15 protein-coding genes are annotated in these 24037 nt (G+C 50.2%); 10 read left to right on the top strand and 5 right to left on the bottom strand.

The genetic code is table 11. From position 1 onward, the window contains the following. Positions 1-37 precede the first annotated feature (37 nt). The 5 genes from DDZ15_RS01925 (at position 38) to DDZ15_RS01905 (ending at position 4213) form a co-directional block, all read left to right on the top strand. Positions 38-802, top strand: coding sequence for a hypothetical protein (locus DDZ15_RS01925; RefSeq protein ID WP_146198481.1), 765 nt, complete (start codon positions 38-40; stop codon positions 800-802). Between the two features lie 262 nt (positions 803-1064). After that, entirely contained in the window at positions 1065-2150 is a 1086-nt protein-coding gene (locus DDZ15_RS01920; protein WP_109644287.1) for a sugar-transfer associated ATP-grasp domain-containing protein, read from the top strand. Continuing rightward, positions 2131-2736: a sugar transferase gene (locus DDZ15_RS01915; RefSeq protein WP_109644285.1), complete on the top strand. Its 606-nt coding sequence runs from the start codon at positions 2131-2133 to the stop codon at positions 2734-2736. Before DDZ15_RS01920 ends, DDZ15_RS01915 begins: the two co-directional genes overlap by 20 nt. Before the next feature lie 42 nt (positions 2737-2778). Then, on the top strand, positions 2779-3405 hold the full coding sequence (locus tag DDZ15_RS01910) for an acetyltransferase (RefSeq protein ID WP_109644283.1): 627 nt from the start codon (positions 2779-2781) through the stop codon (positions 3403-3405). 34 nt (positions 3406-3439) lie between these two features. Beyond that, positions 3440-4213 carry a YdcF family protein gene (locus DDZ15_RS01905; RefSeq protein WP_109644281.1) on the top strand — a complete coding sequence of 258 codons (774 nt, stop codon included), beginning with the start codon at positions 3440-3442 and terminating at the stop codon, positions 4211-4213. A 30-nt stretch (positions 4214-4243) separates the two neighbouring features. On the opposite strand, the gene DDZ15_RS01900 is transcribed toward DDZ15_RS01905, so the two are convergent. The 3 genes from DDZ15_RS01900 to DDZ15_RS01890 all read right to left on the bottom strand — a co-directional run bounded on the left by DDZ15_RS01900 (position 4244) and on the right by DDZ15_RS01890 (position 7454). Next, on the bottom strand, positions 4244-4942 hold the full coding sequence (locus tag DDZ15_RS01900) for a sulfotransferase family 2 domain-containing protein (protein WP_109644279.1): 699 nt from the start codon (positions 4940-4942) through the stop codon (positions 4244-4246). Positions 4943-4951: 9 nt separating this feature from the next. After that, complete coding sequence (locus DDZ15_RS01895) at positions 4952-6622, bottom strand: PQQ-dependent sugar dehydrogenase (RefSeq protein ID WP_109644277.1); 1671 nt, start codon at positions 6620-6622, stop codon at positions 4952-4954. A 244-nt stretch (positions 6623-6866) separates the two neighbouring features. Then, positions 6867-7454, bottom strand: coding sequence for a sulfotransferase family protein (locus DDZ15_RS01890; protein ID WP_146198480.1), 588 nt, complete (start codon positions 7452-7454; stop codon positions 6867-6869). Positions 7455-7746: 292 nt separating this feature from the next. Between DDZ15_RS01890 and DDZ15_RS01885 the strand changes: the two genes are divergently transcribed. Further along, positions 7747-15513: an Ig-like domain-containing protein gene (locus tag DDZ15_RS01885; RefSeq protein WP_109644273.1), complete on the top strand. Its 7767-nt coding sequence runs from the start codon at positions 7747-7749 to the stop codon at positions 15511-15513. A 13-nt stretch (positions 15514-15526) separates the two neighbouring features. Here DDZ15_RS01885 and DDZ15_RS01880 read toward each other — a convergent pair whose 3' ends face one another. Together DDZ15_RS01880 and DDZ15_RS01875 are read right to left on the bottom strand one after the other, a co-directional pair. Continuing rightward, positions 15527-16762: a serine hydrolase domain-containing protein gene (locus DDZ15_RS01880; protein ID WP_158278592.1), complete on the bottom strand. Its 1236-nt coding sequence runs from the start codon at positions 16760-16762 to the stop codon at positions 15527-15529. Positions 16763-16939: 177 nt separating this feature from the next. Continuing rightward, on the bottom strand, positions 16940-17671 hold the full coding sequence (locus tag DDZ15_RS01875; protein WP_109644270.1) for a porin family protein: 732 nt from the start codon (positions 17669-17671) through the stop codon (positions 16940-16942). Positions 17672-18071: 400 nt separating this feature from the next. Between DDZ15_RS01875 and DDZ15_RS16995 the strand changes: the two genes are divergently transcribed. The 4 genes from DDZ15_RS16995 to cysD all read left to right on the top strand — a co-directional run bounded on the left by DDZ15_RS16995 (position 18072) and on the right by cysD (position 23958). Next, positions 18072-19484 (top strand): DegT/DnrJ/EryC1/StrS family aminotransferase, encoded by a 1413-nt coding sequence (locus tag DDZ15_RS16995; RefSeq protein ID WP_423242071.1) that lies wholly within the window; start codon positions 18072-18074, stop codon positions 19482-19484. 448 nt (positions 19485-19932) lie between these two features. Next, the gene (locus DDZ15_RS01860) at positions 19933-21699 is read left to right on the top strand and encodes an SLC13 family permease (RefSeq protein ID WP_109644268.1); all 1767 of its coding nucleotides are present in this window, start codon (positions 19933-19935) and stop codon (positions 21697-21699) included. A gap of 236 nt (positions 21700-21935) precedes the next feature. Next, complete coding sequence (cysQ, locus tag DDZ15_RS01855; RefSeq protein ID WP_109644266.1) at positions 21936-22691, top strand: 3'(2'),5'-bisphosphate nucleotidase CysQ; 756 nt, start codon at positions 21936-21938, stop codon at positions 22689-22691. Positions 22692-23052: 361 nt separating this feature from the next. Then, the gene (gene cysD, locus DDZ15_RS01850; RefSeq protein WP_109644264.1) at positions 23053-23958 is read left to right on the top strand and encodes a sulfate adenylyltransferase subunit CysD; all 906 of its coding nucleotides are present in this window, start codon (positions 23053-23055) and stop codon (positions 23956-23958) included. Positions 23959-24037: the final 79 nt, after the last annotated feature.

The raw sequence follows: 24037 nt of genomic DNA, 5'->3' as shown, positions 1-24037 counted from the left end.
CCGGGAAAAGAGTTTCAGTGCCGGGGAGCTGGTTTTTTTGGCTGAAAAAGGAATAATCAACGGTGAGTATTGCGCCTGCGGCACCGTGGTTCCTGATTGCCCTGTGTGGAGTGAAATAATTGAAGAGTGGAATGAGACTAGAATTTTGGATCTGGATTCATACTCCCGAATTCAGAAAAAATTACTCAGTAAAAAAAAGCTGTTTCAGGCAAATAAAATTCTTAAAAAACAGCCTGAAGAAATCAAGAACTTTTTAAGAGATACTGAAAATTTATACGATACGATTTTCAAAGTTACCAACAGTGACTGCATTATTGACTCGTCAAAAGGGCCGGCTATGATCCCTGTTTTGAGAAAGCTTGGCTATAATGTAAAAGTCATTCACTTAACCAGGCGTTTTGGAGACGTATTGAATTCATACAAAGTCCACCTGAAAAAAGACCCTGAAAAGGGAGTAGAACATGAAATCAAGCCTTTGAACACATTTTATGTTCTCTTTTCATGGTTTTCCAAGAACTTGTTAACCAGATTTTATTCAAGAGGGCTGGAATATCGAAGACTAAGATATGAAGATTATATTAGTGATCTGAAAGGAAGCATACAGGAAATTATAAACGTTGACGCGGCAGTGATTGAAAAACTAAAAAACAGAGGGCCATTCCACCCGGGCCACATGGTGGCCGGCAGCAGGATTCGAATGAAGAAAGAGATCACCGTAGCCAGAAAACCGGTGGACACATCTTACAAGCGCCTGAACTCATTTGACAGACTATTGGCGAGATCCATAGACGCCTTTTACTGAGGTGTACATGGTATGGAATGTGAAACAGTAACTTTTTGAAGAAAACCTGGTTGTTAACGTTAGGTAATATCGATCAGAAATTGTTGATCCATCAGGCTTTGGTACTTTTCCCGTTTTAGTTTTAAACAGAACGGTTCTGCCCGGTGCAGGTTTCAAACCATTGTTTTGTAAAAAAATGATTCAAATCATTATAAAGAGATAATTCAATCTTCAGAGAGATTATCTGTAAGTTCCACTGGTAACAAGAATAATCTATAGAGCGATGGATCTAAAGAGAACACTTTACCTGGGATATTATCTGAAAGAACTTGACCGCCAGAAGTGGAGCAAGTTTTTGCAATATGCAAGCGGGTTGACAGGTCGTTCGATCTCTTTGCTTCGTACAGATGCATTGAAATCTGTCTTTCGCTATAACATATCACTGCTTGAATTTTTCCAGTTTCGTTTCTTTGAACTGAATGATGAGCAGCGAAAAGCGTGGGCCGGAACAGGGTATATGTATGAGTATCAGCTTAAAATGAATCCGCTTTCAGAGCGGCACATATTGGATGACAAGCGCCTTTTCTATAAGCAGTATAGTGAGTTTTTTGTGCATACCGCCGCTGACGCAGATGATCTGATAAACCCCGGCATTGCAGAAAAACTGATAAAGAACGCATCCGGTAAGCTGGTTTTCAAGGCCGCTGACGGAAAGTGCGGTTCTCAGGTTGAAATAAAGCACTGTTCGGAGTTTTCATCCGGCAAGGACCTGATCGCTTTTATGCAAAAGCATCATTACGGGCTGGTGGAAGAGTTTATTGTACAGCATCCGTTCATACAGCAGCTTTCCCCGTCGGCCGTGAATACCATTCGCATTTTTACCCAGCTGAATAGCGATGATGAGGTGGAAATCCTTGGCTGCAGATTGCGTATTTCGGTGAACTCACCCGTTGATAACATGGCAGCCGGCAATCTTGCCGCAGCCATCGATGAGCAAACGGGTCTTGTAAATGGACCTGGGGTATACAGCGATATCACCAAAAAGCCGTGCATGAAACATCCGATTACAAATGTAGATATTGATGGATTTCAGGTTCCCATGTGGGAAGAAGTTCTGGATCTTGTGAAACGTGCAGCTAAAAAGCATCCGCAAAATCGCTCCATAGGATGGGATGTGGTTGTGACCGAGCGGGGCCCGGGGCTGATTGAAGGAAACCATGACTGGTGCAAGCTGCTCTGGCAGCTTCCGGTGCAGCGGGGTTTGAAATACAGGTTGGAAAACCATCTCCATACTGGTAATAGATCCATGAAGAACAGTGAACAGAATATGAAAGCCGAGGAAAGTTCATATGCTGAAGCGGACATTTGATATTGTAGTTTCCGTAACCGTTTTGGTTGTATTGTCTCCTGTGTTGATTATTACATCCCTGTTGATAGTGTTGAAGCTGGGCAGTCCGGTTTTCTTTACACAGATACGGCCTGGCCGGGATGGTAAGCCATTCAGAATGATCAAGTTTAGGACGATGACAAACGAGAAAGACAAGAATGGGAAACTACTGCCAAATGAGAAAAGAATGACGAAATTCGGTACTTTTTTACGTTCTGCAAGCCTTGATGAGCTGCCGGAACTTTTTAATGTACTAAAGGGTGATATGAGTTTGGTGGGCCCCCGGCCGCTGCTGATGGATTATTTGCCCTATTTTACGGATGAACAATACCGGCGTCATGAAGTAAAACCGGGCATAACGGGTTGGGCGCAGGTAAACGGAAGAAATGCCATTGGCTGGGACAAAAAACTGGAATTGGACATCTGGTATGTGGAGAATCAGTCATTCCTGCTCGATCTGAAAATCCTTTGGCTTACCCTTATAAAGGTAGTGAATAGAGATGGAATTACTCACGAAGGGCATGTGTCAATGCCGCGTTTTGACGATTACATTGAGAGTACAAAGTGACCGGGCACCGAGCTCTTCTCCAGGTTAACAAAAGGTTCATTTATGGAAAAATTGTACATCATAGGAGCCGGCAGTGTTGGTGGCCATATAGCAACCAATTTAAAAGACTATATTGGTGAGTATGAACTGGCAGGTTTTTATGATGATGATGATGAAAAACAGAAAAATGACTTTTATGGGTTCAAGGTCCATGGCCCGGTTAGTGACGCCCAATTATTGGATGGAGCGTCAATAGTGATTGGCATTGCCTTCCCAAAAATTAAAAGGAAACTGGTTTCAGAATTGAGCCCTAATAAATCACTTCATTTCCCTCCGCTAGTACACAAAAAGGCGTGGGTTTCTACGGACGTACCTATCGGGAAAGGCGCCATTATATATCCTGGTAACTCTATCAATTATGGCTCTGAATTAGGTGAATTTGTCTTATTAAACATGAACTGTGCATTAGGGCATCATACAACCATTGGTAATTTTTCGAGCCTTGCACCGGGTGTGAACACAGGAGGCCATACAAAAATAAATGAAGCTGTGGACGTTGGCATTGGCGCGTCAACCCTTCAGGATGTTTGCATTGGAAAAGAGTGTATCATCGGAGGGCAGAGTATGGTCATTAACAATATAGAAGCCGGCCGTACGGTAGCAGGTGTACCTGCTAAAGTTATTCGCTGATAGGTGACTATCCTTTAGATAAAGCGTATGAAAAATGCTTGAATCTGTTGTTAAATTCATGATCGATCCGCTGAATATTCTGCTGATCATGATCATGGTTACAGTTATATGCAGGTTCAATCACCGTGAGAAATTGTATCGATGGATGGTTTGGGTATCGATTTTTTGGTTTCTCCTCATATCAACTCCCATGCTCCCCTTTACACTGATCAATTTTCTGGAAGATCAGTATAGCCCCGTTATAATATCGGATTTAGATAATCGTGAAGCTGAATATCATATCGTAATTCTTGGCGGCGGTCACGGAATCGATGAAAACCTTCCCGCAAATTCTAAATTATCGTTAAATGCGCTTGGGCGGCTGAATGAGGGGATAAGATTACACCGCAAATTACCGAATAGCAAACTTGTGCTGTCAGGATTCTCCGCTTCAGGTGGAACTACTCAAGCTGAAATGCTCCAAAAAACTGCACATTTACTGGGAGTAAGAACTGAAGATACAATACTCCAAAATGAACCGGCCAATACAAGGCAGGAAGCTGAATTTTACAGCAGAAGGTTTGGAAATAGAAATGAGGTAATTGTAGTTACAAGTGCTTCGCACATGAAGCGTGCTGTAATGTTGTTTCGGCATTATGGTATCGATCCAACACCTTCGCCCACAAATTTTCGGCTGAAAGGAAGCTGGAAAACGAAATGGTTTGGGTTTCCGTCTATACAGAACATAGTGTACATGAGATTGGGAATCTACGAATTCAGCGCAATACTGCATGTAAAAACTCTTGGGCTTAAAAATAGCTACGAATGAAAAGGGAGAAATATCAAAGCCAAGTATTGATTATTTGGGATATTTCAATACGTCAAAGTCTTCTTTATAGGCTTTATAAACAATTTCTTTTGTGTCCGCATCATAATAATTGGCCCACGACAAATTTTCTGAAGAGGTCCGGTTCATAGTCATGAGGGATTTTGAGACACCAAGTGTACGGCAAATATAGTTATAATCACGTTCAATGTTTTCAAGCCTGCCGATAAAATCAACCTGAGGTGACAAGTTATTATCGCAGATAAAGTGACACTGAGGTAAAAAGTGGTAGTAGGTTTTTATGTTTTCTTTATTGACCCATTCTTTCACAAAGGCATCAAAACTGTTGTAGCCTGACAAATTCTGATCGGCCCAAAGCTCGTTCTTCCTGTTCATGCCACCCTTTTTCAGAAAAAGATATGCGGAGAGGAGCCTGCTATAGGGATTTCTGACAAAAGTGAATTTGAAATATTTATGAAATGTAATTGGCCCAAATATTTTTTTATACTGAACTGCCGTTAAATGGCCCCCTCCCTTATTCCCGAACAGAGACATATTTATTGAGACCCCTGCATTTTTGGGGATATGGATAAAAATTGAATGCAACCTGTCAAATCCCGCCAGTGAATATTCCGATCCCGGCTTTCGGAGCTCATTGAACTCTTTTCGGTTTTTTACATGCGAGAGAAAGGAAACCAGCTCATCGGTAATGTTCAGGCTTAAGGCGCTCATTTGCTCCCATTAAAGGTTTTCAAGGTAGCGGATCAGACTGTCGGCTTCCGCGCTTTTCAAATTGGCTTTGGGCATCGTGGTGCCTGCAAATTCGGAATCAGGGTTTGTAAGAAATGTTCTCATCAGCGGCGGTGCCCAGGTTCTGCTGTCCGACCGAAGCGTCTCCGAATAGTTAAAGTTTTCCAGGCTTCCTATTTGCCGGCCATAAATGTCGTCCAGATGAGGGCCAATGGCGTTGGTGCCGGATCCGTGACAAACCGCGCAGTGGTAGTCAAAGATGGCTTTAGCCGTTATGTTATTTGTATCCGATTCAGTCGCCTCCTGGGTGCCGGTTATCAGATTACCGAAGCCCTCAAGCCGTGCTATGCGCTCATTTTCCGCGGCGCCCATCTCTTCATGAATAACCCCTCCGTCATCAATAAAAATCAGGTAGCCGTCATCCGTAAAAAGCACCAGGGTATCGTCAGGCAGGGTGGCGATATCCCGTATTCTATGGCCCAGCTCAATTCGCTCGTCGTAGTCAACATTCTGAGCATCATCCAGCCGTATGCGGCGAATACTTTGATCTCTCATGGTGGTAACCAGCAGGTCTCCCTGCCAGAGTTCAAATTTTGTGCTCTCCATTCTGATGATGCCGCTGGGAGCTACTGCGGGAATCCACGAGAAAACCGGGGATATGTATCCGGAATGCTGCCCGCGTGGAACACCGCCTGGGAAATCATAATCCAGATCGTACCAGAGTCCGTTTGATACCATGGGCCAGCCGTAGTTCTCGTTCCTTTCCACGATATTCATTTCATCGCCTGCCATAGGCCCGTTTTCTACCGACCAGATGGTCCCGGTACCGTCGATATGCAGTCCTGAAGGATTCCGGGTGCCCCTTGCAAAGACGGACCACTCACCGGTCTCTTTATCCATTAGAATATATTTGCCGTATGGATTCGAGTCATCCATGGCCCACATCTCCGCATTGTTCAAACCGTGCCGGTTGTAGTCGCCAACCGTGACCAAAAGAGTATTTTCATCAAAGGTTGTTATCTCACCGCCGGAAATGTGGCCCGAGTAGGGAGTGGCAGCCAGCCAGTTTTCAGGCACCGGCTCAATACAGGGTGTTGCCGTAAAAATGGTTTCCCATCCGCTTGTGCTGCTCGCGGTAGATCCGGATACATTTATGTCGAGCCGGCTCACGTTGTGGGTGATGCAGTCATTTTCCTGAATGTACCCGTTATGGGAAATGAAAAGTGTATGGTTTCCGGACCCGCCGGACTCCGCATGAACCCCATTCACCCTGAACCAGGGCATTCGGAAATCGTTCTGGTAAGGGTGCCCGGAAGCGATAAATGCATCAAAATTCATAGGGGCTCGCGGAATAGTGCCGCTTTCGATCGCTGTTTGGGTATCCATATTAAAGACAAAGACCTGACCCTTATTTGTAACGACAAAAAGCACATCGCCGGATATGAAGATCCCGCCTCCGGAGCCGATATTTTGACCAAGCTGAACTTTTTTCAGCAGAAGTCTCTGCAAAAAAGTGTTCTGCACTTCAACGGAAGTGACATTGCCGCCATCGACTGATTCAAAACTTCCAAACTTGGTTTCAACATAGTGTTTGGCGGCCATCAGCTGGTTAAACGGAAATACTTTGTACGCCCCGAACAAAAAGCCGTATAGAAATGCCAAAACAGCAAAAAAAAGTAGTAAGAAAACCCTGACCTTATTCGACAATGTTACCCCTCTGAGAATATTTTTATGAGATTCATTTCCATTCAGGCGGTCAAAAGATGGTCGCACCGTATATAAGATAAGTTCTTAAAAAAACCCGACGGTTGGAATTAAAAATATCAAATAGAGACACCCGGATAGTTCATGTAAGGCGTGGCCGCAACTGCTGCAGGCATTCCATTCATCCGTATCGGGGTAGCAGTCAAAAAAACGACACTATCTTTTTTTTGATTGTAGATAACCTGCCGGGACTCTTGTTGGCATGAGGAAAAAGGGTATCGGGATTTTGCTTGTCCAGAAAACGGCACAGTTTTTCCCAGCCGTCACCCCGTTCCCAGCAAAGTTCTATAAAGTCGGAATCGCGGCCGTGAAAATAAGCTCGCACCTCTGCGTTGTGTTTATTGTAAAATCGGATATGCTCATTCTTTTTATGATGCGGATCGGTGTATCCGTAAACCAGCTTCCTGGCTTCCGTCGGCCCGGTTCTCTCCGAGTGTTTCACCAGGCTTCCGTACCATTTTTGTGGTGTGATGCGGGTGGTGAGAATAAATTTACTGCCCGGGAACCGGGAATCCAGTTCTTTGTACAACAGCGGCCAGGGCCAGTCTTCGAAGCCGTCGTACTTTTCGGCGTACTTCAGCACCTCATCTGTGCGGCCCTCATAATGTTTTTTCAACAACTCAAGATCATAGCTTTTGTGATTATAGCCGAGAATCTTCATGCACCGCCCAAGCGTAGTTGTCCCGGTCTTATTCAATCCAATTCCGAAAACCTTGATTGTGTCTGACATGGAAAGCTGATAAAGAAATGAACCTAAACATTTACTTTAAATAAGGTTTTCATTTGATAGAAAAAATTAGGCATTTCCAATGTGCGTTACCTTTCATTCAGATTCTCTGGGAACATTCTTCACTTGAAACATAATACAGAGGTAATCGTCCTTTAAAATCGGATGGTTATTTTCGATAAAGGGATCTGTTTAAGCTGAATTCAGATGAATAATTAATTTTCCATTTGGTCTCATTTTTTTTATTGTAAAGGTCCTTTTCTTTTTGTGCCTGTTTACAAACTAGGGGGAAGGCATGAAACATGTAACATTATCGCTCATATTCATTCTCACGTTTGCAGCACTGCCTGCGAGCGTTTTTGGTGAAAACTTATTTTCATCTTTTTCTCCCTTCCCGGATACCACGGGATTTCCTGTTACGAATCTGCACAACCATTTCACCGCAAAAGAGGGACTGATTACGGATGGCAATCGGGTAACAGAATGGAGGGATCAGGGCGGCAACGGCTATCACGTAACGGTTCCCGTTGATAAAGATCCTGATTTCACCGGCCCGCGAATAGACCTTGAAACGCTGAACGGCTTTCCGGTACCCAAATGGCTGGAGAACAGCGGCATGAGGCTGGAAAGAGAGAGCTTTTCGCCCGATCCGCCGCTTCCCACTGCAAATGTGAACATGTACTATGCGGTAATCAAGGCGCCCCATGCCCAGGGAACCTGGCGTTTTTTTTGGGACGCTGTTTCAGCCTACGCCCGGCAGCCTCTCTATACCACCTATTCGGACGGACGCTGGTGGGTGCGAAACGGATCCAATTTCACCTACGTGACCGTTCCGGACAATGAATGGGTCATCGTCACTATCCGGTACAGAAATTCTTCTGCATCGGATCAGGGAGCCCAGGTGTATGTGAACGGAGTGCTGGTATCCGACAATCCAAACTCCGTTCGGATGTCGGGCGGAGACGGTATCCGTTTCGGGAGCGCGGGTAATACGAGCGGGGAAAGACCGCCTTTCAGCAGCACGGAAGGGGAGTTTGCCATGGCGGAAAGACTGCATTATGATGGCGGCCATACCGAGGAGGAGCGCAGCCAGGTTGAGCACTATCTGAGTACTGAGTGGGGGATTGCACTGGACCCCGTTATTAAGCCGGTGATTACCAGCCCTGCACTGGGTACCGAAAATATCGGCTTAACCCCTGAACTGCAGTGGACCATTGACAATGATGATACTGAATTTGAACTCGTTCTTGGAACAGAATTCAATTTTTTAAGTGACGTGCTGATTGATACAGTTGTGACGGGAAAGGCTTTTCAGGTTCCTTCCGGAGTTCTGAACTACAATACGGAATACTGGTGGAAAGTGAGGTCCACAAATCCGGAGCATACGGCCTGGTCACAAATGGGTGCCGGGTTGTACCAGACGGGCGGATTTGCATTTAAAACCGGGTCGGAGCCTTCTGAACCGCCGGGTGCGGTGACGCTCCTGTCACCGGCTGACGGGTCAACGGATGTGAGTACCGACCCGGTATTGAGCTGGGAAGCGGTAGATCAGGCCACAGGCTACAGGCTACAGGTAGCGACCGATACGGGTTTTTCTTTACCGGTGGTCGATGAGGCGAATCTGACCGGAACCGATTTTTCTGTAACGGGCCTGGATGCTGCAACGGTGTATTACTGGCGCGTCATGGCTGTGAACGCGATTGGGGATGGCCCCTGGAGCAGCTCGTGGGCGTTCACAACCTTGAATTCAGGTACGGCCTCAGCCATGAGCGTGACCCAACAGCCGACGGCAGCGACAGCGGGGGCTGCCATCAGCCCGGCTCCTGCGGTAACGGTCACCGACGGGACCAACCCGGTGAGCGGGGTGACGGTGACGGCCAGCCTGAACGGGGCTTCCCTCACGGGGGCAAGCACGACCACAGCCATAACGGGAGTTGACGGGGTGGCCTCTTTTGCGAACCTTGTCACCGAGACGGCAGGCACCGGCTACACGCTCACCTTTGAGGCGGATGCGGCGGGCGTGGCCAACGTGGATTCCGACCCGTTTGATGTGAGCGCGGCAGCGGCCTCAACCCTCAACGAAATCTCCGGCAACGGACAAACCGGCCCGATCAGCACCACCCTGGCGGAGGCCTTCGTGACAGAAGTGCAGGACGCCTTCGGTAACCCCGTGGCGGGCGAGACCGTTGATTTTTCGATTGCGACGACACCGGCCGGGGCAGCGGGGCAGTCACTGAATACTCTTTCAGCCACGACGGATGCGGCCGGACGCGCAGCCAGCACGCTCACGCTGGGCGATACAGCCGGAGACTACACGACGGATGCGACATGGAATGCGGCAACCGTATCGTTTACGGCCACGGCGCAGACCGGCGCCGCGACTGCTCTTCAGGTAAATACCCAGCCCGGCACAACCACCGCGGGACAGACAGTTGCAGGCCCCCCCTCGGTATTGGTGACGGATTCGGGCGGCAACCCGGTAAGCGGGGTGACGGTCTCGGTGAGCGAGCAGGGCGGATACATTTTTGATGGGGGAACGCTGTCGGCCGTAAGTGACGGGTCCGGAGTAGCCGCGTTCAGCGACCTGGTGATCAACACGGCAGGAACCTACACCCTGGAATTTTCTTCAACCGGCCTTACCACTGTCGCCTCCACGGCGTTTGATGTCACGGCTGCTGCGGCATCCGATCTTGCCATTGCTTCCGGAAATACGCAGTCGGCCCGGATCAACCAGACCCTGGCTCAGGATCTCACGGTAGAAGTGACCGACGCCTTTGGCAATCCGGTATCTGGCATTACGGTTGATTTTGCCACTACCTCGGTTCCGGCCGGCTCCGCGGGCCAGTCTCTGAGCAGCGCCTCCGCTGTAACCGGCGTTGACGGGTTAGCCTCGGTATCGCTCACGCTGGGCGATAAGGTGGGCGACTATATCGTGGACGCTTCCTCGGCCGGACTGACTACGATTCAGTTTACCGCCACGGCAACCACCGGTGATCCGTCAGCGATGAGTGTAACGACCCAGGCCGGACTCAGCACAGCTGGGCAGGCTATTGCAGGCCCTCCGGCCGTTACGGTTCTTGACGCGGGCGGCAACTCGGTGAGCGGGGTAAACGTATCGGTGAGCGAAAGCGGCGGCTACACCCTGGATGGTGGAACCCTCACGGTTGCAACGAATGCCTCGGGTGTGGCGGAATTTTCGGATCTGTTTATTGAGGCGGCCGGGGACTACACGCTGCTGTTTAGCGCGGATGCGGCGGGTGTGGCCGATGTCACATCGGGACCGTTTACCGTGCAGGCGGCCGCGGCATCATCCATTGGAATTTCGAGCATCGCCTCGCCTCAGACGGCCGGCACGCCGTTCTCCGTCACGCTTACGGCCGTGGATGCATTTGGCAACGTGGACGATTCCTTTGCTGAGACCGCGGACCTGACCACCCCGGCCGGCACGGTCAGCCCGGCAACGGCAGCCTTTGCCGGCGGCACGGTTACACTGGATGTAAGCGTAACGCAGGCCGGCAGCGGCCAGACGATTACCGCGACCGACGGGGCGATCTCCGGTACCTCGAACACCTTTGATGTGAATCCGGGTGCGGTGAGCGCATCGGGTTCATCGGTGACGGCGACCTCGCCTCATACGGCTGACGGGTCGGATGCGGCGACGGTGAGCATTGTGCTGGCGGATGCCAATGGCAATGCGATTGGGGGGCTGACGGATGCGGACTTTGCGGTGGGCCTGGGTGGGAGCTCTGCCTTAGCAGGCACGGTAGCCGAAACCGGCACGCCGGGGACCTATACGGTGGGCGTTACCAATACGGTGGCCGAGTCGGTGACGGTAACCATCACAGCCGATGGGCTAGTGCTGGATGACAGCCCGGTGGTTGAGTTCCAGGCGGGCCCGGTGACGCGGCTGACCATTGTTGAGCAGCCTACGGTAACGACAGCGGGAGCGGCCATCAGCCCGGCTCCGGCGGTAACGGTGACCGACGGCACCAATCCGGTGAGCGGGGTGACGGTGGATGTGGCTCTGACCGGTGCGGCGTTTGCGGCCGGCAGCACGACCTCAGTGACAACGGATGGCAGCGGAGCGGCAGTTTTCTCCAATCTGCTGATCGAGACGGCGGGCAGCGGGTATACGCTGACCTTCAGCTCTTCGGGGCTGAGTGATGTGGTATCCGGATCGTTTGATGTGAACCCGGCAGCAGCTGATCCGGCGTCGACCACTGCTACGGTACCGGCCGGCACGGCGGGAGCGCTAACAACCATCACGGTGAACGTTGCGGATGCCTTTGGAAACGCAGTGACCGGTGAGGCAGCGAATCTGGCGGCTTCGGTGAGCGGCGGACCCAATGCGGGAGAGGCGGTGAGCGCGTTCAGCGATGACGGCGGGGGCAGCTATTCGGCAAGCTACACGCCGACAGCTGCCGGGGACGATGAGATTACGATTACGCTGAATACAACCGGTATCTCGGGCAGCCCTTACACGAGCACGGTAAGTGCGGGAGCGGCAGCATCCTTCTCTTTTGATACAATAACATCCCCGCAAACGGCCGGCGCGAATTTTGTGATCACGATTACGGCCCTGGATAGCGAGGGCAACACAGCGAATGGTTACAACGGAACGGCCACGCTGACCACCACGGCGGGAACCATCACGCCGGCGTCGGCAACGTTTACAGCGGGTGTGGCGAGTCTGGGCGTGGATGTGAGCGGAGCAGGTACCGGCCAGACGATTACGGCGGCAGACGGGGCGGTAGCAGGCACCTCCAATACCTTTGATGTGAATCCCGGTGCGGTGAGCGCATCGGTCTCATCAGTGACGGCCACCTCCCCGCACACCGCAGACGGTACGGATGCTTCGACCGTTACAATTGATGTACAGGACGCCAATGGCAACCCCATTTCCGGATTTATCAATACTGATTTTACCGTTGATTTGGGACTTACCGCAGCATCGCCGGGAACTGTGTCTGAAATCGGAACAAGCGGCACCTATACGGTTGATGTAACCAATACCACCGCTGAGTCTGTTTCAGTGACCATTACGGCAAATGGCGTGGTTCTTGATGATACTCCTGAAATAATCTTCCAAACGGGTGCAGCTTCTGCCATGAGCGTCACCCAACAACCGACGGGGAGCACGGCGGGAGCGGCCATCAGCCCGGCCCCTGCGGTAACGGTGACCGACGGGACCAACCCGGTGAGCGGGGTGACGGTGACGGCCAGCCTGACCGGGGCTTCACTGATGGCCGGAAGCACGACCTCGGCGGTAACCGATGTGAACGGCGTGGCCTCCTTTGCGAACCTTGTCACCGAGACGGCCGGGACGGGCTACAGGCTGACTTTTGACGCGGATGCGGCGGGCGTGGTCAACGTGGATTCCGACCCGTTTGATGTGAGCGCGGCAGCGGCCTCAACCCTCAACGAAATCTCCGGCAACGGACAAACCGGCCCGATCAGCACCGCCCTGGCTGAGGCGTTCGTGGTGGAGGTGCAGGATGCTTTTGGTAACCCGGTATCAGGCGAGGCGGTTGACTTTTCCATTCAATCAACCCCGGCCGGCGCCACAGGACAGTCGCTGAGTACTTTGTCAACGACAACCGATGCGGCCGGACGCGCAGCCAGCACGCTTACCCTGGGCAATGCAGCCGGGACCTACGATGTGGACGCGGTTTGGAATGCGACAACGATCTCCTTTACAGCCATAGCCGAAAGTGGAGCGGCGGCAGCCCTTCAGGTGAACACCCAGCCGGGCGCCACCACCGCGGGAGAGACGATCTCCGGCCCACCTTCGGTACAGGTGACGGACTCCGGCGGCAACCCGGTGAGCGGGGTGAACGTAACGGTGAGCGAGAGCGGGGGCTACATCCTCGATGGCGGAACCCTCACAGTTGCAACGAATGCCTCAGGCGTTGCAGAATTTACGGATCTGATTATCGAGGCGGCCGGCGACTACACGCTGACTTTTGACGCGGATGCGGCCGATGTGACATCGGAACCGTTTACGGTGCAGGCGGCCGCGGCATCGTCCATTGAGATTTCGACCATCGCCTCGCCCCAAACCGCCGGCACGCCGTTCTCCGTCACAATGACAGCCTTAGATGCCTTTGGCAATATAGACGATTCCTTTGCGCAGACCGCGGAGCTGACCACCACGGCCGGCACGGTCAGCCCGGCAACGGCAGCCTTTTCCGGCGGTACGGTTACCCTGGACGTGAGCGTAACGCAGGCGGGAACCGGCCAGACGATCACGGCGACCAACGGGGCGATAGCCGGCACCTCCAATGCCTTTGATGTGAACCCGGGCGCGGTGAGCGCATCGGTCTCTTCGGTGACGGCCACTTCGCCGCATACTGCTGACGGGTCGGACGCCTCCACGGTGACCATCGTACTGCAGGACGCCAGCGGCAATGCAATTACGGGGCTGACGAATACAGACTTTACCGTTGACCTGGGAGTGAGTTCAGCAGCAGCGGGCACGGTAGCCGAAACCGGCACGCCGGGTACTTATACAGTCAGCGTGACCAACACGGCAGCTGAGCCGGTCACGGTAATCATCACGGCCGACGGGGTTGTACTGGATGACAGCCCGGTGGTTGAGTTCCAGGCGGGCCCGGTGACGCGGCTGACCATTGTTGAGCAGCCGGCGGCAGCGACAGCGGGAGAGGCCATCAGTCCGGCTCCGGCGGTGACGGTGACCGACGGCACCAACCCGGTGAGCGGGGTGACGGTGAATGTGGCTCTGACCGGTGCGGTCTTTACGGCGGCCAGTACGACCTCGGTGACCACAGATGGCAGCGGAGCGGCAGCTTTTTCCAATCTGCTGATCGAGACGGCGGGCAGCGGGTATAGGCTGACGTTCAGCTCTGCGGGGCTGAGCGATGTGGTCTCGGGGGAATTTGCGGTGACCCCGGCAGCAGCCGATCCGGCCTCGACCACGGCAACGGTGCCGGACGGCACGGCGGGAGCGCCGACAACCCTTACGGTGAACGTTTCAGACGCCTTTGGAAACGCAGTGACCGGTGAGGCTGCAAACCTGGCGGCTTCGGTGAGCGGCGGACCCAATGCGGGTGCGGCGGTAAGTGCGTTCAGCGATGACGGCGGAGGCAGCTACTCGGCCAGCTATACGCCGACTGCCACCGGCGACGATCAGATTACGATTACGCTGAACACGACCGGCATCTCCGGCAGTCCCTATACGAGCACGGTGAGTGCGGGAGCGGTGAGTCTGGTTTCGCCGTCTGATGGTTCAGTCGGTGTAAGTGTGAATGTCATACTGAGATGGAGTGAACTGGCGGGAGCCACAAGCTACAGGGTGCAGGTGGCGGAGGATGCAGAATTTATGACATTGGTCAGTGATGAAGCAGCCCTCACAGATACGGAGTACAGTCCGGGGATGCTCAATTACGAAACCACATACTATTGGCGGGTTTTGGCAAGAAATGGTGCAGGGAATCTGGATTGGTCGGAAGTATGGAGTTTCAGAACGGTACCGGAGCCGATTTCACCGCCTGGCGCAGTGAGTCTGGTGAGCCCGTTAAATGGTGCTTTGGATGTGTCCGTGGATGCGTTGTTGAGCTGGCTGCCGGTAGCGCAGGCTGCTGATTACAGGGTTCAGGTATCGACGGATGCCGGATTTGCAACTTTATCAGAAGAGCAGGCTGGTTTGTCTGCTACAGAGTTTAGCACCGGATCACTCGATAATTCAACCACCTACTATTGGCGGGTGCGGGCGCGGAATGATGCCGGTGAGGGAGCATGGAGCGAAGTTTGGAGCTTTCAAACAGTTCAAACCGATCTCGCAAAAACAATGATTGAGTCGGTGTATCCGAATCCATTCAATCCTACGGCAAACATTCAATATCAGTTGGCGGAAAATTCCGATGTGCTGATTGAAATATTCGATATGGCAGGAAAACGGCTTCTGGTGCTTGTTGATGCCCGGCAAAACAGAGGCAGCTATACCATCCCGTTTACTGCATCCGGATTATCGTCCGGGATCTATTTTGTCCGGTTGCGGGCCGGAAATACGGTGTCGACGGAAAAATTTACGATCATCAAATAGTGTCAACCTGTCATCAATTAGTGGATATAATATTGACCGCTTGTTTAGTTCCTATGAGATGAGAAGGTTTCAAATCCATCAAGAAGAATTTTGAAAGGGTTAATACTTCATTCCATAAGGGTTCAAAGGACCAATTTTTTTCAGATCCATTCACAGCTACATCTATTACAAAATTGTATTCCGGTATCAAAAGCAAAATATTTCCGCTTCCCTTTTTTACACTGCCACTTCTTAGAATAGTTACATCTTCACGGTAATCCTTATGAATATCCCATGGATGATTTGTAATTACACTCCAGCCAAGTGCAACCTCTTGATTACGGATATATTCACCATTGCGATATTTTTGAGGTGATGTGAACTCATGAAAAATTTCAGGTGATACAAATTCAGGATCCGTAAGTAAAGCATTTCCGATTTTAACCAAGTCAGTAGGTGTGGCTAACATTCCGCCTGCCGCCCAGTCGTAGCTTAAATTTCGGTCATGGAATAGAATTTTAAGGGTCGGCCATACTTTATAATTGCCACCGGTGGTTTTGTAAGAAACAATTTTATCTGTTTTTGCAATAGGTTCCGGATAATGATCCGGCATAACCGATGAAATATCGAGAGGAGAAAGCACAGAATCCCGAAGCAAATTGTAGAATGAGAGTCCCGTTTTATCTTCCAGTATTTTGGAAATCATAATGTAACCATAGGAACTGTAATGGTATTCATGGCCCGGATCACGGGTTAAATCATACCCATTAACCAGGCTCATTGCATCACTGACCGAATCAAACTGCATGCATTCGCAGAGTGAATTGAGCTTTGCAGCAATACCCAAATCATCATGATATCCAATTCCGGCGGTGTGTGTTAATAGCTCCCTTGTTGTAAAATCTGGATTGTTGCCGTCTATGTTCGGGAAAAGATGATTTACCGGCATATCTAGGTCAATCATGTTGCTCTCCACCATTTTCATAATTGCTGCAGCCGTGATCGATTTGGCAACGCCATTGGTGCGATAAAGGGTGGTGGTAGTTGCCGGGATGTGATTGTCAATATCCGATAGACCAACGGCTTCTGACCATACAACTTCGCCATTGATTCCTACAGAGACGGAGATCGAGGGCACGGAAAGTTTTTCAGCGGCCACTCTAAGATATGCTGAAGCTTGATCAATGGATTCAGAATACTCGCTGGAACTGGCATCTCGGTTCACCAGAAGCAATCGCTCTTCCGGTAAGGGCTTGAATGGATTTGCCATGAAACCGGCATAAATGATACCGGATGTGAATGCGGTGATTATTAACGCAAATAGAAGTTTACTCGCTCTTGATCGCAGCATAACAATTAAATAATGTGATGTACAGGATGTTTCTATTAGTACCGAAGGTACCCTGTACGTCAGGCTGTAGTTATCTTTGATGAATGATATTTTGAGTTACAATAAATAGTACAGGACAATTGACAAACCAATATTATGAGGTTTGAAATTTACATTCGCAAAATCTCCCGAATCCAGCACTGAATAGAGAATTCTAAGGTCAAGTCCGATTTTGTTCGTTGACCCGTATTCGATTCCGCCCCCCAGAATGACACCACCATCATACTCCTTATATTGATCTGTAACATTCTCAGAAAAAGCCCCTTCAAAAGCGATGCCGATCGGTGCTCCGGTATTTGTACCCGAAAAGGTGGCATCAAACAGATAACCTCCAAATAGTCCTCCGGATAAGTGATAGGTGGTTTCAGCACGCTCGCGACCAAAAACCACTCTTTCAGGTGGAGCCGTTGAGAACTGGATAATCAGAGGAAGTTGCACGTAGTACAATTTGGTGCGGCTGTCGGAATCAAAATCAAACCCCCGAAGAACGAAATCATCGTTGTACGTTGCTCCCATCATGGAGAAAGTGGGTTCCGCCTGGAAACGAAAATTTCTGGAGATAGGCCGCCGGATGATAAGACCTCCCGTAAATCCGGTTGCCACACCGGGATTAAAATCAAGATCGATATCCCCGGATACAAACCTGAAATTATTAAGATGGGATGTGACATTTATGCCAACCTTGGCTCCAAGGCCCAAATTTTGAGCGGATGCGGAGAAGGGAGCAAAGAATGAGCTGCCAAGTAAGAAGATAATAGCCGGCAAAAAAAGCTTACTTAGAAAATGCATACTATAATTACACCATCTGAATATTCGTGCAAATGACCGTATTTACAGGCCAAAAATTATTATTGAGTGCAAATCTATAAAAAGAAAACGGAAAATCAGGATTATTTTCCCATTATTAGAAAGGAATAACGACGATTCGTGAGAAGATGCTAATTGGCGCGGTGTGGTGGAGAATGGTTAGTTTCTGTTTGCAGGGTGCCCCGAAATATCGGGACTGCGAACTACTCGCAGCAGGGTGCAAGCAAAAGGCGGTTGACAGTTGGCAACTTTAGAAACCATATTTTGAAGACTGTCGAGTGTAGATGGTGGTTCCGGGAATTCTGGAAAGACTGCACCCAAATAATCAATAATCACTAATAAATAATAAATCTTGAATCGAATCTATTTGTCCTCCCCCCACATGGGCGGATCCGAACTTGACTACATACATGAAGCTTTCGAGACCAATTGGATTGCTCCGCTCGGGGCCAATGTGAACGGATTTGAGCAGGATCTGGCATCCTATACAGGACGCAAAGAAGCTGCCGCAATCACATCGGGAACCGCGGGCCTGCACCTGGCTCTGATTCTCTGCGGCGTGGAGCCGGGGGATGAGGTTTTCTGCCAGTCATTTACCTTTGCCGCATCGGCCAATCCGATTCGTTACCAGGGGGCAGTGCCCGTTTTCATTGACTCGGAGCCCGATACCTGGAACATGGATCCAGATTTGCTTGAGAAGGCTCTTGAGGAAAGAGCCGGCCCCTCATCGGATGAATTCGCTTCATCCGATGAGTCGCCTGGGAGGGTTGCGGCAATTCATCCGATCAGGAGAACTGATCGGATGAAGCCGCAGATGCCCAAAGCCATCATTGTGGTTCATCTATACGGCATGCCGGCAAAAATGGATCGAATCATGGAGGTCGCGAATAAGTACGGTGTTCCGGTGATTGAGGATTCGGCAGAGGCGCTGGGCTCGTCAATTAACGGGCGCAAGTGCGGGACTTATGGCAAGTTCTCTGTACTTTCTTTTAACGGGAACAAGATTATTACCACCTCAGGCGGTGGGGCACTGCTCAGCGATGATGAAGAACTGGTGAAGAAAGCGCGTTTCCTTGCAACGCAGGCGCGCGATGATGCTCCCCACTATCAGCACTCCCAGCTTGGCTTCAACTATCGCATGAGCAATATTGTTGCGGGAATCGGCCGGGGGCAAATTAAAGTGTTGGATGAGCATGTCGCCAAACGCAGGGCGAATCATGAGTTCTATTTTGAGAATCTGGGAAAGACCTGGTTTCAGGGTACAGGGCGCAAGGTACAGGGTAAAAGCGCCAATGAACAGGGTATGGAATCCGAAAAGAACCCCCCTGTGTCCCCCCTTGGTAAGGGGGGAATTTTATTTCCGTCCCAAACACGTGTTGAAGATAACCTTGAACCTGAAACTTTAAACCTGAAACCCAAAGGTTCCCCAACCGGAATCTACTTCCTGCCCGAACCACCTGGCTACTTCAGCAACCGCTGGCTAACCACCATCCTGGTAAATCCGAAAGAGACGGGAGGAATAACCCGTGAGGATATACGTCTGGCATTGGAAGAGCAGAACATCGAAACACGACCGCTCTGGAAACCGATGCACATGCAGCCACTCTATGAAGGGTGTGAGTTTTATGGCCATCCTCCGTCTGACGAGTTCACCTCGTCAGACGAATCGGACGCCATCGGTCTCTGCGGCACGCTCTTCGAATACGGCCTTTGCCTCCCATCGGGAAGCAATCTGACGGATGAAGAGCGGGAGAGGGTGCTTAGAGCAATTAAGAAAGTCTTGAAAAAAGGATAATCAAGAACTATGTGCCAAGACCATTCATATGCGGCGGGTGAGACTGAATGCAGTATTAAACCATATTTTGATACCCGCCATTGACAATTCCGCCATTGTCATGTCGACTGAACGAACCGTCCCGAGCTTTTGCGGACGGTGAGTGAAAGGAGACATCTCCTAACTAATAGTTTTTCTCAGAACACTGAACCGCCCCTTCCAAATACTTTCCCCTGTTTAACCGCAGTGTCCGCTGAGGAGACGCAGAGAGCGCAGAGGCAGTTCCTGTTTAATAATTGGGTAACGACCCTTTGACACACTGTTGGCACTGACACACTGTAGCCCTGACAAACTGTAATGTAAGATGAACAAATTCTATCTTTAATAGAGTAAAAACGGCCTTATATTGACATTTCATTATTCATGAGACGATTTAAGGCAATCATCCAAACGAAAGCGATTAACCTGAATGGCATTTGAGGGAATATTTGTACTTTTTGTCATTCTGATCTGTCTTCTGACGCTTCTTTTTTCCAGGATTCAGGCAGATTTGGTATTTTTGGGCGGACTCACGCTGATTATTGTTTTTAACATCATTCCCGTCACGGATGCCCTGGTCGGTTTTTCGAACGAGGGTATGCTCACTATTGCGGCTCTTTATGTTGTTGCGGCAGGTTTGCGCGATACGGGTGCCATACAGTTTATCATTCAGAAGCTTCTGGGCCGGCCAAAGGAGCTTTGGAGAACGCAGGCGGTTATTATTGCACCTGTTCTTTCCATGAGTGCATTTATGAACAATACGCCCATTGTAGCCTCGTTCATCCCTGCTCTTCAGGAGTGGGCCCGCAAGTATCGTATTCCGGTCTCCAAAATATTGATGCCGCTCAGCTATGCTGCCATCCTGGGCGGTACATGTACACTCATTGGTACCAGTACCAACCTTATTGTAAACGGCCTGCTGATCAGTGAAGAAAACATGGCGCTTAACATCTTTGAACCGGCCTATGTAGGTATACCTATTGCAATCGGCGGCTTTATCTATCTGCTGCTGTTTGGTAGAAAAGGCCTTCCGGATGGATCTTCCTCATTATCCAGCTTCGAAAATACGCGCGAATACACCATAGAGATGATGATCCGGGAAAGCAGTCCGCTGATTGGCAACACCATTGAAGATGCGGGGCTTCGGCATCTGCCAGGACTGTTTCTGGTAGAGATTGTGCGCGACGGAACCATTCTGGCTGCTGTAGAGCCGGATGAGATCCTGCAGGAGAATGACCGGCTGATCTTTACGGGAATGGTGGAGTCGATCGTGGATTTGCAACATATTCAGGGGCTCGAGCCTGCAACGGACCAGGTTTTTAAATTGAATTCACCCCGTCGTGACCGGCACCTGGTTGAAGCCGTTGTATCACCGTCAAATGCATTGAACGGTAAGAGCGTAAAAGAGGGAGAATTTCGAAATCGGTATGGTGCCGTCATATTGGCTGTATCCAGGCGAGGTGAGCGTATCAGGAAGAAAGTGGGGGATATCATGCTGCAGACCGGGGATATCCTGCTGCTCGAGACTCCCCGGAATTTTGCGGATCGCTATAAGTCATCCAACGATTTTCTTTTGGTGAGCACTCTGGATCAAAGCGGTACGCCGGATTATAGCAAAAGCTGGGTATCCTGGGTGATATTGGGCACAATGGTCTTAGCAGCTGCGACGGGCTTATTGTCCATGTTTCAGGCTTCTTTTCTGGCGGCGGGAGCCATGCTGATCACGCGATGTACCCGTGGTGGAACAGCCCGCAACAGCATCGACTGGCAGGTGCTGATTGTGATCGGCGCAGCATTAGGCATCGGCAACGCCCTGCAGCTCACGGGTGTTGCCGAAACACTTGCGGCCGGGTTTATCGGTTTTGCCGGGAATCATCCCTACATGGCGCTTATCGGTACCTACCTGGTAACCTGGATGCTGACGGAAATGATTACCAACAACGCCGCAGCGGTTCTGGTATTTCCCATAGCCCTGTCCACGGCGGCATCACTTGGAACAGACTTCATGCCGTTTGTGATGACCATCATGTTCGCCGCATCCGCCAGTTTTGCAACACCGATAGGGTATCAGACTAACCTGATGGTTTTGGGCCCGGGGGGTTACCGGTTTACGGATTATGTGAAATTCGGCCTGCCGCTGAATCTGATTGTGGCAGTGATTACATTGCTACTGGTTCCGGTGGTCTGGCCGTTTTAGGTTAGGACCGGTGACGGGGGACCGACGACCGATGACCGGGGACGGTGAATCTGGGTCAGAAGATTGTAATAAATGTAATTATCATAAATCCTTTTACCGTAAATGTATTATGCCGAGACAACAGTTAAGTTCTGACAAGTATCGAAGTCAAACGGTCTTCCGTCTCCGGTCTTCCGCTTGCGGATCCGGTCGTAACAACTCATAAAAAATCATACAAAGATTTCAAACCAGGTAAAATGCAAATAGATATCAATACCCTGAACACCATCGCCCGGCGGGCAGGCGAGAAAATACTTAAGCACTATCACAGCGGTATTACGGTGGATCGAAAAGACGACAACTCACCGCTGACCAAAGCGGACATGGAGGCTCACAGGGAGATCGTAAAAGGCCTGCAGGAGTCATATCCGGATATACCCATTATCTCGGAGGAGTCGAAGGTCCCGGAATATGACGTTAGAAAAAACTGGCGCCGGTTTTTCATGGTGGATCCGCTTGACGGCACCAAGGAGTTCATCAAACGAAACGGAGAGTTTACGGTCAATATCGCACTCGTCGAAGAAGGTATTCCCGTTATGGGTGTCGTTTATATTCCTGCAGATGATATTTTATACTATGCCAGCAGGGAAGATGGGGCATTTAAAAAGCAAGGAAGCTCCGACCCCAAAAAAATTGAGCATATCCCGTACAAAAAAGGCGATCCTGCAAGGATCATGGTGAGCCGCTCTCATGGAGGCAGCAATACGGTGGAAAAGCTGAGCGATATGGGCATTGAGGTCTCCGAAGAGGTGCCATCCGGCAGTTCCCTGAAATTTTGCCTCGTCGCAGAGGGCAGGGCGGATCTCTATCCGCGGTTCGGCCCTACCATGGAGTGGGATACCGCTGCTGCGGACGCCGTATTTCGCTATTCCGGTAAGAACGGCCCCAGGAAGTCCCCCCTTACGTACAATAAGGAAGATTTGCACAATCCTGAATTTATAATTGGACTTTGAGTGACAGCGGGACCGGGGACCGGGCAGACTTTGTCTGCTGACCGTTGCATGTGGATCGGTGACGGAAGACCGGTGACAGTTGGTCCTGATAATTTTACTGTTTTTAATCCATTCTGTAACAGCAGAAATGTTCTATCAAAGCTCTTATTATCAATCGGTCATCGGTCAGCCAACTGCGGTCTCCGGTCATCCGTCTGCGGGTCCGGTCTCCCCTCCTCCTTAAAAACACTAAACACTAAAAACCAGCCCCCAAACACTCAAAACTATATAATAACCTAACATCCAATTCCGGCATAGATTTTAGCCTGTAAAGAGCCTATTTTTTGAGCCTGGATAAAAACAACATCTACATTGAACAATTATGAAGATAAAGAGACAGAGTCATCTCAAACAGCTTGAGAATGAAGGGATCTATATCATGAGAGAGGTGGCCGCGCAGTTTGAGCGGCCCGTACTGCTTTTTTCCGGTGGAAAAGACTCCATTGTTATGGTGCACCTCGCTCTCAAAGCATTTTACCCCGCAAAAATACCATTCCCGTTGATGCACGTGGATACGGGGCACAATTTTCCCGAAACCATTCAATTCCGGGATGAGCTCGTCAAAAAAACCGGTGTGGAACTGATTGTTGGATCCGTACAGGAATCGATTGATTCGGGGCGTGTAAAGGAGGAGACAGGGCCTGATGCCAGCCGGAATGCGCTGCAAACCGTAACCCTGCTTGACACCCTGAAGAAACACCAGGTGGATGCTGCACTGGGAGGCGGCCGTCGTGACGAGGAGAAGGCGCGTGCGAAGGAGCGATTCTTCTCCCACAGGGATGTTTTTGGTCAGTGGGATCCCAAAAATCAGCGGCCTGAGCTGTGGGATCTTTATAACGGACGCAAAAACATGGGCGAAAGCTTCAGAATTTTTCCCATCAGTAACTGGACGGAGATGGATATCTGGCAGTATATCGCCCAGGAAGAGATAGATATTCCGGATCTCTATTTTTCACACGAAAGAAAAGTATTTAACCGCCGTGGCGTATGGCTTGCCGATACAGATTTTGTGAACCGGATGCCGGATGAAGAGATCGTAACCAAAACCGTCCGTTTCAGAACAATAGGGGATGCCACCTGTACCGGAGCGGTATTGTCAACGGCTTCCAATATGGAGGAGATTATTCAGGAAGTGGCCTCCGCCCGTCAAACCGAACGCGGCAACCGCCATGACGACAAGCGCAGCGAAACAGCAATGGAGGACCGGAAGAGGCAAGGATACTTTTAGTTTTGAGTGTTAAGTTTTGAGTTTTGAGTGTAAGGAATCAACGGATTTTGATTCTTACTACTGAACGCCAACAAATCAC

The organism is Rhodohalobacter mucosus (genome assembly GCF_003150675.1).
In the GTDB taxonomy this organism is placed as follows: Bacteria; Bacteroidota; Rhodothermia; order Balneolales; family Balneolaceae; genus Rhodohalobacter; species Rhodohalobacter mucosus.
This window is presented reverse-complemented; position numbering and strand designations above follow the sequence as displayed.